17 protein-coding genes and 1 pseudogene are annotated in these 17,019 nt (G+C 66.6%); 4 read left to right on the forward strand and 14 right to left on the reverse strand.

Annotation, left to right across the window (positions count from 1 at the left end; genetic code table 11):
- Positions 1-171: 171 nt before the first annotated feature.
- Positions 172-1,239, reverse strand: coding sequence for an ion channel (locus tag ACFDS3_RS15040; protein ID WP_375263173.1), 1,068 nt, complete (start codon positions 1,237-1,239; stop codon positions 172-174).
- A gap of 267 nt (positions 1,240-1,506) precedes the next feature.
- Positions 1,507-2,931 carry a diguanylate cyclase domain-containing protein gene (locus ACFDS3_RS15045; protein ID WP_375263174.1) on the reverse strand — a complete coding sequence of 475 codons (1,425 nt, stop codon included), beginning with the start codon at positions 2,929-2,931 and terminating at the stop codon, positions 1,507-1,509.
- A gap of 323 nt (positions 2,932-3,254) precedes the next feature.
- Between ACFDS3_RS15045 and ACFDS3_RS15050 the strand changes: the two genes are divergently transcribed.
- Both ACFDS3_RS15050 and ACFDS3_RS15055 read left to right on the forward strand, forming a co-directional pair.
- Positions 3,255-4,250: an ABC transporter substrate-binding protein gene (locus ACFDS3_RS15050; protein WP_375263175.1), complete on the forward strand. Its 996-nt coding sequence runs from the start codon at positions 3,255-3,257 to the stop codon at positions 4,248-4,250.
- On the forward strand, positions 4,250-5,938 hold the full coding sequence (locus tag ACFDS3_RS15055) for an ABC transporter permease (protein ID WP_375263176.1): 1,689 nt from the start codon (positions 4,250-4,252) through the stop codon (positions 5,936-5,938). The genes ACFDS3_RS15050 and ACFDS3_RS15055 overlap by 1 nt, the downstream gene beginning before the upstream one ends.
- On the opposite strand, the gene ACFDS3_RS15060 is transcribed toward ACFDS3_RS15055, so the two are convergent.
- The 4 genes from ACFDS3_RS15060 to ACFDS3_RS15075 all read right to left on the reverse strand — a co-directional run bounded on the left by ACFDS3_RS15060 (position 5,882) and on the right by ACFDS3_RS15075 (position 10,002).
- Positions 5,882-6,967 carry an ABC transporter ATP-binding protein gene (locus tag ACFDS3_RS15060; protein WP_375263177.1) on the reverse strand — a complete coding sequence of 362 codons (1,086 nt, stop codon included), beginning with the start codon at positions 6,965-6,967 and terminating at the stop codon, positions 5,882-5,884. The two genes, ACFDS3_RS15055 and ACFDS3_RS15060, sit on opposite strands and share 57 nt — an antisense overlap.
- 116 nt (positions 6,968-7,083) lie before the next feature.
- Positions 7,084-8,571, reverse strand: a complete 1,488-nt coding sequence (locus ACFDS3_RS15065) for a tripartite tricarboxylate transporter permease (RefSeq protein WP_375263178.1) — start codon at positions 8,569-8,571, stop codon at positions 7,084-7,086.
- Complete coding sequence (locus tag ACFDS3_RS15070; RefSeq protein ID WP_375263179.1) at positions 8,568-9,014, reverse strand: tripartite tricarboxylate transporter TctB family protein; 447 nt, start codon at positions 9,012-9,014, stop codon at positions 8,568-8,570. The genes ACFDS3_RS15065 and ACFDS3_RS15070 overlap by 4 nt, the downstream gene beginning before the upstream one ends.
- A 7-nt stretch (positions 9,015-9,021) precedes the next feature.
- Positions 9,022-10,002: a Bug family tripartite tricarboxylate transporter substrate binding protein gene (locus ACFDS3_RS15075; RefSeq protein ID WP_375263180.1), complete on the reverse strand. Its 981-nt coding sequence runs from the start codon at positions 10,000-10,002 to the stop codon at positions 9,022-9,024.
- Positions 10,003-10,221: 219 nt separating this feature from the next.
- On the opposite strand from ACFDS3_RS15075, the pseudogene ACFDS3_RS15080 reads away from it, so the two are divergent.
- Positions 10,222-11,052 (forward strand): annotated as a pseudogene (locus ACFDS3_RS15080) (manganese catalase family protein).
- Entirely contained in the window at positions 11,049-11,444 is a 396-nt protein-coding gene (locus ACFDS3_RS15085) for an HIRAN domain-containing protein (protein WP_375263181.1), read from the forward strand. The pseudogene ACFDS3_RS15080 and the gene ACFDS3_RS15085 overlap by 4 nt, the downstream one beginning before the upstream one ends.
- Positions 11,445-11,830: 386 nt before the next feature.
- Here the strand turns inward: ACFDS3_RS15085 and ACFDS3_RS15090 are convergent, their stop codons facing one another.
- The 8 genes from ACFDS3_RS15090 to ACFDS3_RS15125 form a co-directional block, all read right to left on the reverse strand.
- Positions 11,831-12,067: a hypothetical protein gene (locus ACFDS3_RS15090; RefSeq protein WP_375263182.1), complete on the reverse strand. Its 237-nt coding sequence runs from the start codon at positions 12,065-12,067 to the stop codon at positions 11,831-11,833.
- Between the two features lie 106 nt (positions 12,068-12,173).
- On the reverse strand, positions 12,174-12,620 hold the full coding sequence (locus ACFDS3_RS15095) for a hypothetical protein (RefSeq protein WP_375263183.1): 447 nt from the start codon (positions 12,618-12,620) through the stop codon (positions 12,174-12,176).
- A gap of 62 nt (positions 12,621-12,682) precedes the next feature.
- The gene (locus tag ACFDS3_RS15100) at positions 12,683-12,910 is read right to left on the reverse strand and encodes a hypothetical protein (RefSeq protein WP_375263184.1); all 228 of its coding nucleotides are present in this window, start codon (positions 12,908-12,910) and stop codon (positions 12,683-12,685) included.
- Positions 12,911-13,092: 182 nt separating this feature from the next.
- Positions 13,093-14,448: an oxygen-independent coproporphyrinogen III oxidase gene (gene hemN, locus ACFDS3_RS15105; RefSeq protein ID WP_375263185.1), complete on the reverse strand. Its 1,356-nt coding sequence runs from the start codon at positions 14,446-14,448 to the stop codon at positions 13,093-13,095.
- Between the two features lie 53 nt (positions 14,449-14,501).
- On the reverse strand, positions 14,502-15,197 hold the full coding sequence (locus tag ACFDS3_RS15110; RefSeq protein ID WP_375263186.1) for an NnrU family protein: 696 nt from the start codon (positions 15,195-15,197) through the stop codon (positions 14,502-14,504).
- Positions 15,194-15,421, reverse strand: a complete 228-nt coding sequence (locus ACFDS3_RS15115; protein ID WP_375263187.1) for an NnrT protein — start codon at positions 15,419-15,421, stop codon at positions 15,194-15,196. The genes ACFDS3_RS15110 and ACFDS3_RS15115 overlap by 4 nt, the downstream gene beginning before the upstream one ends.
- A complete protein-coding gene (locus tag ACFDS3_RS15120) occupies positions 15,418-15,591 on the reverse strand; it encodes a hypothetical protein (RefSeq protein ID WP_375263188.1) in 174 nt (57 codons plus the stop codon). Before ACFDS3_RS15120 ends, ACFDS3_RS15115 begins: the two co-directional genes overlap by 4 nt.
- 1 nt (position 15,592) lies before the next feature.
- Positions 15,593-17,019 (reverse strand): nitric oxide reductase activation protein NorD (locus ACFDS3_RS15125; RefSeq protein ID WP_375263189.1); only part of this gene is annotated, 1,427 nt, incomplete at its 5' end.

Genomic DNA, 17,019 nt, shown 5'->3' on the forward strand with positions numbered 1-17,019 from the left:
GACGCGTTATGACCGAAGCCCAAAAGTCTTCCTCTCGGCCATCGCCCTCGCCGCTTCTGGTTATGGGTCCAGAGCCTAGCATGCGACGCTACGATGCTCGCATACCGGTGCTTTGGTGGAACAGGACATCCACGCCTCCGGGTTCCAACCGGGCGTAGGCACGCTGATGCATCAATCGTCGACCTGGTTGTATCGCTGGATGATGTCCCAACCCGTTTCGCTGGAGAGGACGTTGAGCAATGCGCGGTTCGCCCGCTCGCGCAGGTCCGACCCTTCGGGAAACGCGAAGGCGATCATCAGCGGGTTGAGCGTCGTAACGGAAACGCCGAAATCGAACGAGCCCCGCTCGGAGATTGCGTATCGCAGAACCGGGGCTGGCGCTGCGGCGCGGGTGACGTCGCGCGACTGCAAGGCGCTCAGTATGCCGTCCATGTCCGGGCGCGGCGCGATCCGCACCCCGGCGGACTCCAGATAGCGGGCGGTCGTCGATCCGGCGACAACGCTGACCGTCTCTCCGGCGAAGCGCTCGGGGAGCGCTCCGGATCTGCCCGGTTGCGCCAGCGTCACTACCGCCGCAGTCAACGCCGCACTTACCGCCAAGCCGGTCAGCATCCACAGCATCGCCACCATGCGCCCCAGCAGGGTCTTGGGCGCCTTGTCGCCATAGCCGATCGTCGTCAGCGTCACGCCGGCCCACCAGAAGCCGTCGCCCAAGCCCCTCAGCACGCCGGGATTGAATTCTTCGCGGTTGCGGCGTCGCTCCATCAGCCAGATCAGCGCCCCGACAACCAGTAGAAGCGCGGACAGAGACACCACGAGTTGCAAAAAGCGCCACGAGGCAAACCCGCGCATAACTGACAGAAGCCGGGACTCGCGCTCTGCCGCGACTCCCATGGTGGCGGTGTGAAACGGCAGGGACAGGTCCGCTCGATCTTCGAGCGCGGGGTTCGCCACCACCGGAAGAAGGACGTCCACAGTGCCGCTCTGCAGGTCGTCAGGTCCCGCCGCGACCAGCTCATAGGACCAACCCTCGCGCTCTGCGACAAGACGCCAGATGTCGATGCCCATGCCAAGCCATGCACCGTCCCCAGCGTCTAGCGCGTAAGGCGGATTCGCGGCGACGCCGACCCGTATAGGTCCGACGCCGATACCAGTTTCAGGAGCCAAAGAGGCTGCATCCTGCGCTGAGAGGGACAGGGGCAGAAATACAGCGAGGCAGACGAGGGCGATATATCTCATGAAGGGCCAACGCGGGTCAGCAAGCGCGGTTGCTTCGCGGGGTCGCCTTTCGTCGTATCGCGGCGGCTGACGTCCGCAGGACACTCGACGGCCTGCACGGGATCACCAGCTTGCGTCTGAGACTGGTTAAGATCGCGCAAGCACGCCACCGGATCGGCTGGCTCGACCGGAAAGGTCGGCAATGCCTGGGGTGGGTTCGCTCATCTTCGGCAGCGAACGGCGAGAGAGAGAGCCGGAGGTGGCGCGATGGCCTCTCGCTGCACACCGCTAGCCAAGCGTTACAGCCGCCCGCGTATCGATATCGTCGGAAAATAGACAATGCTGCGCACGGCCTGCGCCCTTGGCATGGTACAGCGCAACGTCCGCGCGGCGGACAAGCTCGTCCGGATCCTCATTCCCTTCCTCCGCGCGGCAAGCGCCGACGCTGGCCGAGACATGGGCGGGGTTGCCGAACAGATCGTAGGGACGAGAGATCTCGGCGATTAAATCTTCACAGAAGGCGTCGAGGTCGCCTCCCTCGATCTCGCCTACAAGGATGACGGCGAATTCGTCACCCCCCAGGCGGGCGGCGGTATCGCTCCGGCGAATTCGGCTCTGGATCCGGGCGCCGACCTGACGGATCATCTCGTCGCCGGCGGGATGTCCCAGCGTGTCGTTGACGTTCTTGAACCGGTCGAGGTCCAGCATCAGCAATGTGACGGGGGGCCCGCCTCGCACGATCGTCGCCAGCGCCTGGTTGAGCCGATCTTCGAACAGGGCGCGGTTCGGCAATCGCGTCAGGGGGTCGTGAAAAGCCAGATACCGGGCATGCGCTTCGCTTTGCTGGAGCTTCTCTGTTGTCCGGATCAAGCGCCGCGTCAGCGAAAGGACGATGATGGTGCCCCCAAGCAGCCAGAGGACAATCAGAGGCAAAAGTGCGGCCACCAGTCCGCGAGCCGGCCGGGACGGCGTCCACCCTAATCGCGCGACGACGGCGCCCTCATCATTCTCGAACGCGATAGAGCTTTCGGGCAGCAGGGTCACTTCCGGCCCGGCGATGACAGGATCCGACAGCGCCAGGCCGTGAGTGACGGACTCGACATACGCAGCGTCGAGATAGTCCACAGCGACGTGGAGGTGGGTATCCTGAGGCGCGAGGTCCAGGTTTTCCGTATCGGGAATGATGGGAATGACGCTGACGACGGCCGGGCCGCCCTCCAGTGCGGCGTAGGCGGACTTGGAGACTTCCTCAAGGTCGCGGTCCCCGGCAAGGACCACGTCCCGTACCCGTTCCGCCAGCGGGAGAACCTGGGATGCTACGGCGTCGAACGTCTCCGGCGCACGTCTTTCACGGTCGACGGCCGCGTAGATCGGATCGAGCGAGGGATCGAGAACGAAGCTCGCGTCATGTCCGAAGTACTCGTGCATCCAGATGCCGAGGTTGTTGTCCATCCAATCGGCATCGTTGTCTTCGACTTTCACGACCGCTTCGTCCCAGACGGTTGCGCTTCTTTGTTCGACGGGCAGATCGTCGAGTCGGCGCGTGACGGCAGCGACAGTCTGCGCCTTCTCCCTTTCCGCCGCAGCCGAATCGATGCGCCCGACACTGTTCTTGCCGACGATGAGCAAAGGCAGCGCGGCAAATACCGCGAGCAGAAGAATGCTTGCGATCAGCTGGTTGCGCAGGTGCTTGACGGTCTGATTCCCGGCCATTGCTGTCTCCTTGACGGCACCATGCCCCGGCAGACCTAAGATCTTCTTTCCATCCGGATGAAGAATTAACGCATGGTCAACAAATTATTGATGGAGCGGCAGAAGACGACCAAGCCGGCTGCCTTGCGAAGTGACCGGATGTCCCAGCGGTGCCAATCTCGAACTCAACAGTTGCGCCCGTTGCGACGTTGCATCGCTGTACAAACTCGGCCGCGGGGGCTGCAGCGGACGTCATCGGCCGGCTCCTCATGATGGCTGATCCTTCGCAGATCTGTCACATAGAACTGGTAGGCGGCAGCCCGCAGGTAACTCAGGAGACATCCATGCAACGCACTGCCATCCTCGCGCTTGCCGCGGCGCTGACCGCCGCTCCCGCACTGGCTCAGGACACCGACGCTCAAGACCTTTCGGGCACGCTCGTCCTCTACACGTCACAGCCGGACCAGGATGCTCAGCAGACCGTGGAAGCCTTCAAGGAAGTGTACCCTAATGTCGAGGTCGATTGGGTCCGCGATGGCACCACCCAGATGATGGCACGCTTGCGTGCCGAGTTCGAGGCCGGCCAGCCGCAGCCCGACGTCCTCCTGATCGCCGACACGGTGACGATGGAAAGCCTGAAGCAGGAAGGCCGCCTGATGGCCTATCCCGAGGCCGACGTCTCGGCCTATGACGAGGGCCTGATGGACCCCGAGGGACACTATTTCTCGACCAAGCTCATCACCACCGGCATCGTCTACAACGACGCGGCCGAGATGGTGCCCGAGAGCTATTCCGATCTGCTGAAGCCCGAGGCCGAGAACAACATCGTCATGCCCTCGCCGCTGGAATCGGGTGCGGCGACAATCCACATGGTGTCGCTCACCGGTCTGCCGGAACTCGGCTGGGACTATTACGAAGGCCTCGCCGACCAGGGCGCCATCGCTCAGGGCGGCAACGGCGGCACCTATCAGGCCGTCGCGGGCGGCCAGTCGCTTTATGGTTTCGTCGTGGACTTCCTCGCCCTCCGCAACATCCAGGACGGTGCGCCGGTCGGCTTCGTCTTCCCCGAGGAAGGCGTCTCGGCCGTGACCGAGCCTGTCGCGATCCTCGAAACGGCCCAGAACGTCGAGACGGCGAAAGCTTTCGTCGACTTCCTGCTGTCCGAGAAGGGCCAGGAACTGGCGGCGCAACAAGGCTACCTGCCCGCGCATCCCGGCGTGGCCGCGCCCGACTACTTCCCCGACCGCTCAGAGATCAAGGTGATCGACTTCGATCCCGCCGCGGCGCTGGCCAACGACAAGGCCAACAAGCAGCGCTTTACCGAGATGTTCGGGGGCTGATGCGACGATCCATAAGCGGCGAAGGCCTTGCTCTCGCCGGGCTTATGGCGGCGGCGGCAGGCCTTTTCCTGCTGCCGCTCGGCCGACTGTTCTGGACCGGACTATCCGACGGCCTTGGCCCGCTTCGCGAGGCACTGGCCAGCGAGGCGACCCGCCGCGCGCTGTTCAACAGCCTCGACAGCGGCGCGTGCTCGGCGCTCGCAGCCCTCGTGCTGGGCACGGTGCTGGCCTTCGTGATCGGTCTGACCAACCTGCGCGGCAAGGGCGTCTTCGTCTTCCTTCTTCTGCTGCCGATGATGATCCCGCCGCATGTCACGGCGATATCGTGGATCCAGGCGCTCGGTCCGTCGAGCCCGGTGCTCGGCTGGCTCGGCCTCGCGCCCCCGATCGGCGCGGCCCATCCGCTATATTCGCGCGGCGGGGTGATCCTGCTTCTGACGATCCAGCACACGCCGCTGGTCTTTCTCGTGGTGCTCGCGGCCCTGCGCGGCCTGCCCCGCGAGGTCAGCGAGGCCGCCCGCATCGCCGGTGCTAGGCCCCCGCGCCTGCTGCGCCGGATCCTGCTGCCGCTACTGGCGCCCTCGCTGATTGCCGCTCTGGCGCTGGCCTTCGTCTCGGCGCTCGGCAATTTCGGCATCCCTGCGCTTCTGGGTGTGCCCGGCCGATATGTGACGCTCCCGGTGCTGATCTGGCGGCAGCTCGCGGGCTTTGGGCCAAGCGTACTGACGGACGTTGCCGTCCTTTCGATGGTGCTGGCGGTGGTTGCGGTGCTGGCGGTGGCGCTGCAATCGTGGCTCCAGCGCGTGGTGCGGGCCGGGCTCATCGGCCCGCCGCAACCGGCGCTGCGTATCGACCTGGGCCACGCCCGCCCGCTGTGGGAGGTGGCACTCGCCCTTTTTGTCGTAGCTACGCTGGCGCTGCCGCTGACGTCGCTGGTGGCAACCTCCCTCGTCTCGACCTACGGGGTGCCGCTGACGTTCGACACGCTGACATGGGACAACTTCGCCGACGTCCTTGTCCGCCAGAGCGCCCCTGCCCGCGCCTTCCGCAACTCGAGCATCGTAGCCGGCTGCGCCGCGCTGACGCTGGCGGCGTTCGCGGCACTCGTGGCCTATTTCGGCGCCCGGCGGTGGCGGCTCGCGCAGACCGGCGGCGGCACCGTCGCGACCTTGGCCGAGATCAGCTACGCCATCCCCGGCCTCGTCATCTCAGTTGCCTTCATCCTCGTCTACATCCGGCCGATCCTCGGCAGCGGGTTCTCGCTCTACAACACGCTGGGGCTGATCTTCCTAGCCTACCTGACAGCCTATTTCGCGGTCGCGCTCAAGCCCGTTTCCGCCGCCGCCGGGCAGCTCGACCCGTCGCTGGACGACGCGGCGCGGGTGTCGGGCGCGGGCTTCGGGCGGCGGTTGCGGCGGATCCACCTGCCGCTGATGGCTCCTGCGGCCGCGTCGGGGGCGATCCTCGTGTTCCTGACCGCCTATAATGAGGTCACCGTCTCGGCGCTGCTCTGGTCGCGCGGGAACGAGACCATCGGCACCACGATCTTCAACTACGAGGACGGCGGCTACACCACGCTCGCGGCGGCGATGTCGACGGTCACCGTGCTGGCGACCGTGGTTCTGATGGCGCTACTCGACCGCTTCGGCCGCCGACTGCCGCCCGGCGTCGTGCCCTGGCGCCTCTGAACCTGCGTCCGGCAGCAGCCAACCGCCCTCGATCGACAGCGCAACCTCTGCGCCAGAGGTAAGGGGCCGCGGGCTGCTGACCGGCAGCGGCTCCGCCAGGTTCTGGACTACAGCCAGCCCCTCCCAAGCGCCACCACGATAGAAAACCCGGTCAAGCCGAGCTGTGAAAGGTCCGCTGCCCAGCCGGATGTCGCCGGGACGGACCACGACCGAGCCTTCCCGCTGCGACGTGTTGGCCCTTGCGACCGGCACCGCTTGGCCGCCGATCATGGCCGCACCATCGGTAGCTATCCGAGCCGACAAGATGGCGGCGCGCCCGATAAAGCGCGCGACCTCTTCCGTCGCGGGCCGATCATGGATTTCCTGCGACGTGGCCACCTGCTGGAAACGGCCTCGCGCCATGACGGCGACGCGTGTGGCCAGCGCCATCGCCTCGCGCTGGTCATGGGTGATGTAGATGGTGGTGGCCCCGGCGCGGTGGTGAAAGGCGGCGATCTCCTCCTCCATGTTGGCGCGCAGATGCGGGTCGAGGTTCGCCAGCGGTTCGTCCATCAGGACGGTATGCGCGCCGCCGGCAAGACAGCGCGCCAAAGCGACACGCTGACGCTGACCGCCCGACAGCTCGGCCGGCCGGCGCGCCGCGAACTCTTCGAGCGCCACTGTCCGCAGATGATCGGCAGCCTCGACGCGTGCCTTGGCGCGCGAACGGCCGGCGCTTTCAATCGGGAAGGCGACGTTATCCCGCACATCCATGTGCGGCCAGAGCGCGTAGGACTGGAAGACCACGCCCACGTCCCGCTCTTCGGGCGGAACATGTCGGCCGGGCCCCGATACGGTCCGCCCGCCAATTGCGATCTCGCCGCCGTCGCACCGCTCGAGCCCCGCGATCAGCCGCAGAAGGGTGGATTTTCCGCAGCCGGAGGGGCCGAGGATCACGAAGAACTCTCCTTCTCCGATCTCAGCTGTCACGCCGTCCACGGCAGTCTGGCCGCCGAAGGTCTTGCGGGCATTGATAAGCGAAACGGTCATGACGCACCCCTGCATGCAACGCCGCCTGTCTCGGGAAGCGCTGCAGGTTGGTCAAGCCAAACCCGGCGAAAACCCGCATGAGCTATGGCCCGACCTCGTTGCTTGACGCGCTTCTCTCAGCCGCGCCTCATCCGCCACGCCTGCCAAACCGAACTGAGCAGAAGCACAGCGGTCACCAAAACGAAACCCGCGGCGACCGGACGCTCGAGAAACACCATCGGGTCCCCGCGAGAGATCAGGAGCGCGCGGCGCAGGTTCGTCTCGATCAGCGGACCAAGGACGAAGCCCAGAAGCAGCAGCGCCGGACTGAAGGAGGCGATCGCCAGCAGATAGCCGGCAAGGCCGATCGCGGCCACGGCGAGGATGTCGAAGCTCAGCCCCCTGACCGAATAGACGCCGAGGCAGACGAACACCAGGATCGCCGGGTAGAGCCACCGGAACGGGATGCGCAGCATCGCCACCCAGATGCCGATCAGGGGCAGGTTGAGGATCAGGAGCAGCAGGTTTCCGATGCCAAAGCTGGCCACCAGCCCCCAAAACATCTCGGGGCGGGCTTCGAGCATCAGCGGACCCGGTTGAATACCGTGGATCACCAGGGCGCCCAGCATCAGCGCCATGATCGGGTCGCCCGGGATGCCAAGGGTCAGGGTCGGCACGAAGGCCGTGATGGCGGCCGCGTTGTTCGCCGCCTCGGGGCCGGCCACGCCCTCGATCGCGCCCTCGCCGAACCGTTCGGGCTTGCGGGCGACACGCCGCTCCATCGCGTAGCTGAGGAAGGACGACAGTGTCGATCCCGTGCCCGGCAAAGCGCCGAAGAAGCTGCCGAGCGCGCTGCCCCTGATGGTGGGCCAGCTCATGCGCCGCAGGTCCTCACGCCCGGGCATCAGGCGGCGCAGGCCGATCCGCTCGGCCACGCCTTGCCGGTCGGGATCGCGGACATTGGCGATGACCTCGGCCACACCGAAAAGGCCCATGGCCAGCGCGACAAGGTTGATCCCGTCCAGCATCTCCGTCTGCCCGAAGGTGAAGCGCTGCACGCCAGAGTTCACGTCCGTTCCGACGCAGCCCAGCAGCAGCCCCAGTACCACCATCGCGAACCCCTTGGCCGGTCGGTCCGTCCCGATGGTCGAGGCAGCGACGAGGCCGAGGATCATCATCGCGGCGTAATCCGCGGCGCCAAAGGCGGTGGCTGCACGTGACAGCCATCCCGCCAGCACCACCAGCACTGCGATCCCGATGATCGAGCCGGCGAAGGACGACGCCATCGCCGCGAACAGCGCCACCCCGGCCCGCCCCTGCCGCGCCATCGGATATCCGTCGAGCGAGGTGATCGCCGATTGCGGCGTCCCCGGCAGCCGCATCAGGATCGACGCCACGGCGCCGCCATACTGCGCACCGTAATACACGCCGGCCAGCATGATCAGGGCGGCCTCGGCAGTAATGTAGTAGGTGATCGGCAGCAGCAGCGAGATGGCGGCCATCGCGCCGATCCCCGGCAGCACGCCGACGAACGAGCCCAGGACCACGCCCAGCAGGCAGTAGATCAGCACGCCCGGCTGAAGCGCGAAGCCCATGCCGTAGACAAGGCCCTCCCAGGTCGTCACGGCAGGCGCGGCCAGAGGGGAAGGGTCATGCGCAGCCCGAAGCTGAACACCAGCACCGTCAGCGCCGTCACCGCCGCCGTCAGCACGATCCGCCACGTCAATCCAGAGTGCGGAGCGGGGAGCGTCGCGACGATCACCGCTGACCCCGTGGCTCCGACGAGCCCGACGTGGGACAGCCCCGCCCCAAAGATCACGATCGACGCGAGGACCGCCACCACGGCCAGCGGCTCGAACCTCGCCGGTGCGCCGGCGCGCCGCCATGCCGGCAGCCCGACCATCAGGCCCAGCACGGTCAGGAGCGTCCCGAGAACGACGGGAAAGAACCCCGGCCCCATCCGGCGCAACGTGCCAATGTCGTAATGCGTCAGCGCCCAGCCAGCGGCGAAGGCTCCGACAGCGGCCAGGGCAAGGCCGCCGGCAATGTCAGCCCAGTCGCGCCTCATCCTTTATCTACTGGTCCGCCTGAACCCGGTCGATCACAGCGCCCCACATCTCGGTGTCGGTCGCGATCCGTTCCGCAAGCTCCTGCGAGGTACCCGGCTCGGCCTGCCAGCCGATGTCGAGCAGCTTCTGCTGCACCTCGGGGTCGGCGAGGATGTCGTTGATCTCGGTGTTGAGCCGCTCGATCACCTCGGGGTCGGTGTCGGCGGGCGCGATGAACGCGTTCCACAGCTCGGCGCGTAAGTCCTCGGGCAGGCCGGCACTGCCCGCCATCACCGGCACGTCGGGCGCCTGCGGAAAGCTCTCGGCCGAGGTGATGCCGAGCATCTGCATCTTGCCGGCTTCGACATGGGGCAGCGCGGCCGAAGGTGCCATGAAGCCCGCGTCGATCTCGCCCCCGATGATTGAGGTCGTGACCTCGGCATAGCTGGTGAAGGGGATGTGCAGCATGCTGACGCCGGCAGCGTCCGCGAACAGTTCTGCCGTCAGGTGCGCGCCCGACCCCTGCCCCACCGACCCGTAAGCCAGCGCATCCTCCTCGGCGCCAGCAGCTTCGATGAAGCCCTCAAGGTCCGAGATGCCGGAATCGGTCGACACCGCGAGAACAAGCGGCGACGTCGCGATCAGCGTCACCGGCGCGATGTCGGCCTCGACGTCGAAACCGGTGTCGTCCATCAGCCGCTGCGCGGTGGTGAGGGGGCCGTTGATCGTCGTGCCGAACGTGTGGCCGTCGCCGGAGGCGGCCAGCATCTGCTGCACGCCGATCACGCCGCCCGCGCCGGGCTTGTTCTCGACCACAACCGGTTGGCCGAGGCGTTGCGCCAGCGGCTCGGTGATGATGCGGGCCAGCGTGTCGGGCGAGGACCCGGCCGGAAAGCCGACATAGACATGCACCGGCTGCGTCGGCCAGGCGTTCTGCGCGACAGCGGGAACGGCGGCTAGTGCCGCGGCACAGGTGATCGCCGCGCGGCGCGTCAGCTTGATCGTCATGACATCTTCCTCCCTCGTTTGCCCTGCGCAGAGAACACGGGGCGGGCGGGGTTTCAACCTGCCTCATGCGGCAGAAGGCGCCGCGTCGCAGGCGTTGCGGCGCCCTCGGAAATTTCCTGATGACGAGGCCCGGAACAAGTCATCGTGGATGCGGTTGATGATGTACCTGCTCCAGGAGCTGAACCACTGGAGAAGGCTGATGCTCTACACTGACTAGGGCTGCAGTTCCCCGTACGTGTCGAGACGCCGGATCCGACGTTCGCACGCGCCCTGCAGCAGGCGATCGGCGGCATCGAAGGCGAAATCCGCGTGGCGATGCAGTACATGTTCCAGGCCTAGGGGATGCGCGGTCCGAGCAAGTATCGCGACATGCTGCTCAACACCGCTTCGGAAGAGCTTGGTCACATCGAGATGCTCGCGACGGCCGTGGCGCTGAACCTCGAGGGCGCACCGCTCGAGCTTCAGGAAGAGGGTGCGCAGGATGCGGCCGTGGGGTCGTTCATGGGCGAGCGCAACTTTCGACAGTTCCTGTCGGCGTGTCTTGCGGCGCTGCCCGTGGATGCAGACGGCGTCCCGTTCGACATGAGCCACGTCTACGCCTCGGGCAACATCGCCGGCGACATGTATGCAAACATCACCGCCGAAGGCACTGGGCGGACGCTGGCGACGCGTCTCTACCACATGACGCAGGACCCGGGGATGCGCGACATGCTGTCCTACCTCATCGCGCGCGACACGATGCACCAGAACCAGTGGAAAGCGATGATCGAAGAACTCGAGGAAGAGCGGCCGCGGATGCCGGTCCCGAATTCGTTCCCGCAAGAAGCCGAGAACCAGGACTTCAACTACGTCTACCTCGGCTTCACCGCCGATGGCGCCGAGCCGCCTCGCGGCCGCTGGAGCGAGGGCCCCTCGATCGACGGCAAGGGCGAGTTCAGCATCCGCCCGATGGAGCCGCTGGACGAGGTGCCGGATCCGGGCGCCGCACGTCCGGGAACATATCCGCAGGCCCACCAGCTGCCGGACACGGAGGGGGGGGATCTGCAATGACCGCCTGGACTCGACGAGGCTTCATTGCCAGCGGAGGCGTGGCTGCCGCGAGCGGCGCCGGTATGGCAGCAGCGGCCAGTGACGGCGTTACGGCGCGCGAGGTGCCCCTCTTGCACACCTATGTCGCCGGGGCGGAGCGGCGCGCCGCGCGCGCGCTTCGCGCGGGTGCGCCCCTACGCCTGGTGCGCGAACCCGAAAATGACTACGACCCTCGCGCTGTCGCCGTGTGGACGGTCGAGGGTGATACGCTTGGCTATGTGCCCCGCATCGACAACCAGTCGCTGGCCAACCTCATGGATGCCGGCCTCGCACCCCGCGCCCATGTCGGAAGCGTCGCGGCGGATCGGTCGCGCCCCGATATCCGGGTCGAGGTGAACCTAGCGATCTCCTGACCGCGCTGCACTTCATCCGTCTTTCCAAAAAAGGGCGGTGGGTACTCACCAGTCACCGCATCCGTGCTGCTGATGGTGCCCGCCCCCCGCACTGCGGGCGCGATGACGGCGGCGAATAGGACGGCCTCGAGCACGATCAGGTGGGGCGTTGCGTGGGCCGACACCCTCGCCAACGGAATCGGCCCCGAGTCACCGGCCGCCGACAAGGCCACCGGGAATCCCAGCAACACGCCAAGCCGCCAGAAGATCATGGCCAGCCCGCCGAGGATGGGATCTTCGGCGATAAAGACTCGCTACACCCAGTGCTCCCAAGACAGCGCTTGATCGGATCACCGCCGCACGGCCGAAGCGACCGAGGAAGCATCCTCCTCCAAGCGCGCCGACAGTCACGGCGATGGCGAAAACAAGAGAGACGAGAGAACCGGTGGCTCGATTAACCCGTATTCGTCGACCATCAGGATCGGAAGCCAGTCCTTGGCCGCGCCTTCGGCCAGCGCCATGGCAAGCACGATGATCGCGATGAGCACCAGGCGGTCATCGATCCAGAGCGGGGCCACCTTCAGGTCCATGCCCAGCGGGATCGCCCGCACTTCGCGTCCGGCTCCGGCGGGAACGAAACGCATGGCCCAGACGATCATGCGAGGTCGAACACCGCGATGATTCCGGAATGCCACGCGACGGGAAACGCGAGAGAATTCAGATTCTGCGCACCGCCCACTGTGCCAAGGCTTAAGCAGCCATGCAGGAATCGGCGCCCGATGATGCGTTCGACGTCGCGCCGTCGTTTTTGATACCGATTTCTTCCACCCCCATGCCGAATCTCTGGAGGGTCAGCCTCAGGGTGACGAGCGGAATGCTTGCAAGAACGGCGCCGGCCATGATCGTCAGCATCGCCACGACGATGAGTGACAGCCTCGTCTGCATCACGCGCTGTCCCGAAGCGCTCGACCAGCGGCCCCGCGGCCAGGATGGCTCGGCCATCGAGCCGCACGATATCCGCAGAAGCGCCAGCCCCACCTGCGCAATGGACGCGTGGATCGCGTCCAGATCGCCGGAGTTCGCGTGATCCGGGACGTCGCCGAGACACCGGGCAGGGAGAAGAACACGAACATCGCCATGCGGCGCGGCGAGACGGCCCGATTGCTCCAGACCTCTGAAGACTTGCCTGCGGCGCACCGCCGACGGGTGGTCCGGGATCAGACATACATCGGTCGGGCACAGAGGCCAATGCGGTCGGATCAGCGCGCGCGGCGGCCTCCGCGCAACGCAAGAATCAGGGCAGCCGCCGCGAAGGCCGCGCCGAATGCGACCAGCGCCACCTGCATCGGCATTCCGAAGGCCGCGACATGCCCCGGATCAAGCAGCCCACCCGCGATTAAAAGCATCGCTCCGAGTCCCGTCGCGAAGAGCGCAAAGAGGGCTCCGGCAGATGTCAGGAGGATGGCTTGGGCGCGCATGGGAAACATCAGTGTGCTCCTTCGGAAGGTCTCTCTTTCAGTGCCCCGACGATAGGAAGGATCGAAGCCGGCAGATACGTGGAATCGTCAGGTCAGGCGGGCAAGACAATGGGATTCTGTCAGAAGCTTGCGCCAGCGCAAACTCGTGTGGTGCCGAACCATCTGCCGGCACCACCGTTCTCCCGCCGGGTTCAGGATGCCCGCGAGAAGGTCGCGCCGATGCTGCGGAACTGGTCGTACTCGGCGGCGATGATACGGGTGAGCGGACGGCCCTCTTCCCGGATCCGCAGGTCTTCGCCCATTTGTTCGGCCATGCCCTGAAACTTCGCGGCGACGGTGCCGTGGATCGGCGCGAGGGCGCCGCAAACATCTCCGAACTCGGCCCTCAGCGTCCGGCTGTCGATCCGGAAATCGCACATCAGCATCTCGATCGCGCGGGCGTGGAGCTTGTCCTGTTCGGTCAGGCAGTAGCCGCGATATCCCGCCAGCGTTCCGGCATCGATACGCTGGGTGTAGGCGCCGGTCGCGGCGGCGTTCTGGACATAGCCGCCATCGAACCGCGAGATCGACGACGCGCCAAGGCCGATCAGCGTCCCGCAGGTGTCCTCGGTGTAGCCCTGGAAATTGCGCCGCAGCCGGCCTTTGCGCATCGCGGTGGCAAGGCCGTCGTCCGGCCGCGCGAAATGATCGATGCCGATCGCGTCGAACCCGGCCTCCTGGAACATCGCGGATGCCGCGCAGAAGAGATGGTAACGCTCCACGTCGCCTGGCAACGTCGCCTCGTCGATGAGGTTTTGCCGCTTCGACATGTGGGGCACGTGCGCGTAACCGAACAGGGCGACCCGGTCCGGCGCCAGCGACAGAACTTTTTCGACCGACGCGCGCACCGTGTCGACCGTCTGGTACGGCAGTCCGTAGACGAGGTCAGTGTTCAGCGACACGACACCGGCATCTCGCAGTGCACGGACGCAACGCTCGGTCGCCTCGAAGGACTGCTCGCGCCCGATGGCCTTCTGGACCTTGTCCCAGAAGTCCTGGATGCCGAGGCTGGCGCGCGACATGTCTTCGTCCTTCAGTGCCGCAATCTTGGCGTCGTCCACCATGGTGGGATCGATCTCGACCGAGAACTCGAACTCTTCGGCGGGCGGGATGACCGCCTTCAGGCTCTGCGACAGGCGGTGGATCATCGCTGGCGGCAGGATGGTCGGCGTGCCGCCGCCCCAATGGAGCCGGCCCATCCGCACGCCGCGCGGCAGGTGCACGGCGATATGTGCAAGCTCGGCCTCGATCGTGTCGAGGTAGCTTTCCACCGGGCTCAGCGTCTTGGTGCCTTGCGTGCGGCACGCGCAGAACCAGCAGAGCCGTTCACAGAAGGGTATATGGACGTACACCGATACCGGCTTGGCCGGGTCGAGCCGTTCAAGGCATTCTGCTTGGAAGTCGGCACCAACCGCCGGGGAAAAGACCGGGGCGGTCGGATAGCTGGTGTAGCGCGGGACGCGGGAGTCGAAGAGGCCGAGGGCCCTGAGCTGATCGAGGTTTTCCATGCCCCTCTCATAACCAACCCGCCGACGCCCCACTTTGCGCTATCGCAAAACCTTTAACGCGGCAGCGGAGAAACCCCGATCAGAGGTTCGTGCAGGAGGATGATCATCAGGAAGAGGCCGAAGGTAATGAGGGCAGAGCGAACCAATGTCGCCCGACACTCCCGGAGCCACCTGCGGCTCATCAAGGGCGCGAGCGACAGAATGTGCGTTCTCCGCTGAACTGCCGCCCAGTCTTCCGGGCTCATCGACCGCCGCGCGCGCCGGTCGAAGATGGCCATCGCGCCCACCGACAGCAGCGCAAAGCCGCCGAACAGGATCACGTGCGCGACGTCGCCATTCGCGACGAGATGTGCCAACGACCAGAGCGTCAACGCCCACAGGAGCGGGTGCCGTGACAGCGCGGCCGCTCCGGGGGCTGAGCGGTCGAACCCGCCCGAGCGCCGGCCGCCGAGGGTGTGCGGATACGCCACCCCTGCCCCGAGCACCGCGAGAAGGATCGCGACCGGCATGACCAGCGTCGGGACCCATCGGTGCCACTCGAGCTGCGACCAGATCGATACATAAGGCGCGCGGTTCGCGGCCACGGTCAGCCAGACCACTACCAGCAGCGACACCAGCCCGTAGACCGAGAAATACACGCGCCGGCCCATGACCTCGATCAGCCTGTCGCGCAGCCCGCGCCGGGTCGGCAGAAAATGCGTGCCGACGAACAGCGCGAGCGCCGTCGCGAATTCCGGCCAGCCGGTCATGCCGCGTCCACGCCATCCATCAGACTGCGCAGGTGTCGGGCGAAGGCCCAGCTGGCGGGGATGCCGATGATGCAGCCGCTCAGGACCGACTGCACGGGCGTCAGCACCGACAGACCGATCCACGACAGGATGAGCGACAGGAAGAAAACATTCACGGCCGCCGCACCCGCTCCGAACGGATATAGCGCGACGGTCAGGCGGCGCGTGGACCAGCCGGACCTCATCGCCGCATCACCAGCCGGTGGACCGCGTAGAGCCCGACGAGAAGCGCGAGCGAGGCCAGCGCGAACGAGAATTCGGCCGTGGCGCTCTGCGCCTGGGGGATCGGGCGCTCGTACGGCGCCGCCAGCGCGAGGCCAGGTGCAAGAAGAAGGATCGCGAGAAGGCGGGTCATGTCAGCTCTCCCTGATGAGCGTGCGGTAGATGTCGGGCAGTGCGCGGGTCAGGCGCGTCGGGTTCGGCAGCAGCGAAAAGCCGCCGCGGCCGAAGATGCGGGCGAACCAATCCTGCCCATCCTCGTCGATGATGATGCCGTGGACGGACTGGCCGAGGCGGCGGGCCTCGCGGACAGCCATGTGGCTATCCTCGATCCCGTGAAGTCCTTCGTAATGGTCGAGGTCGTTGGGCTTGCCATCCGTCAGCACCAGCAGGAGCTTGCGGGCAGCGCGCTGCTCTTCAAGCTGCGCGCTGACATGACGGATGGCGGCGCCGAGGCGCGTGTAGTGACCGGGCTTCAGGCCCCCGATCCGGGCGGTTACGTCGGGTGACATCGCCTCTTCGAAGCGCTTGACGCGGCTCAGGAACACCCGGTCCCGACGCAGCGAGGAAAACCCCCAGATGCCAAGCCGGTCGCCCGCCGCGTCAATGCCGCCGGCAAGGGCCGCCAGCCCCTCGCGTGCCACATCGATGACGGAAGTGTCGCCAACCGCCGCTTCGGTTGAGCGCGAGGTATCGAGAAGGAAGGCCACCGTCAGGTCCCGGTCCGTCTGCCGCAGAGCCTGATAGATGCGGTCGGAGGAGCGGCCCGTCGCGCGCATCTCGACCTGCGAGGCGATCAGCGCGTCGAGGTCTAGCTCGGCCCCCTCGATCTGCCTCGGATGATGGATGCGGCGCGGGCGCAGGGCTTCGAACTGGCGGCGCACGCGGGCCAGGCGGTTCGGGTCGATCGTGAACCCGTCCGCCGGATCGGGCTGCCCGTCGGTTTCGAGCACGCGGACATGGTCAGGCATATAGGCGCGGGTCCGATGGTTCCATTCAGTGTAGGTCACGCCCTTGGCCAGCCGCTCGAAGTCGGCATCCGCAGGCGACAGGTCGAGATGCATCCGCAGCCGGCTGGCCGCTCGGCGGTCGTGGCGCGACAGGGTGATGTCGTCCTGGTCATCGGCCGCCTTCGCCGCGTCCTCGTCATCGTCATCGTCGATCATGCGGTTGAGGTTCATGCTCTCGGCCCAACTGAGGATCGCCTCGAAGCGGTGAATGATGAAGCTGTCGCGGCGGTTCGCCTCACCGCGGTTGCGGCGCAGGCCGAGCTTGCGGCGCGTGCTGGCAGCGACGGGCGGCGGGCCGTTCGATTCCTCGCCCTCGGGACGTGGCCCTGCGGCGGGGCTGGCGGGCGACAGCAGCGGCCAGATCGGCACCGGGGCGAAGGTGCGGTAGCCGCGCGGCGCCGCCTCCGCGAGCGCCGTGGGCTTGCGCCCCTCAAGCTGGTCGCGCACCGCGTCCTCGACCGCCGCCTCGGCAGCCGTTAGCGCAGGTCTACGACGGCTCGCGACGATCAGGCGGCACATTTCGCGGTAGCTGTCGCGCAGGCCGGGGCACAGGC

Source organism: Palleronia sp. (genome assembly GCF_042089775.1).
Taxonomy (GTDB): domain Bacteria; phylum Pseudomonadota; class Alphaproteobacteria; order Rhodobacterales; family Rhodobacteraceae; genus Palleronia.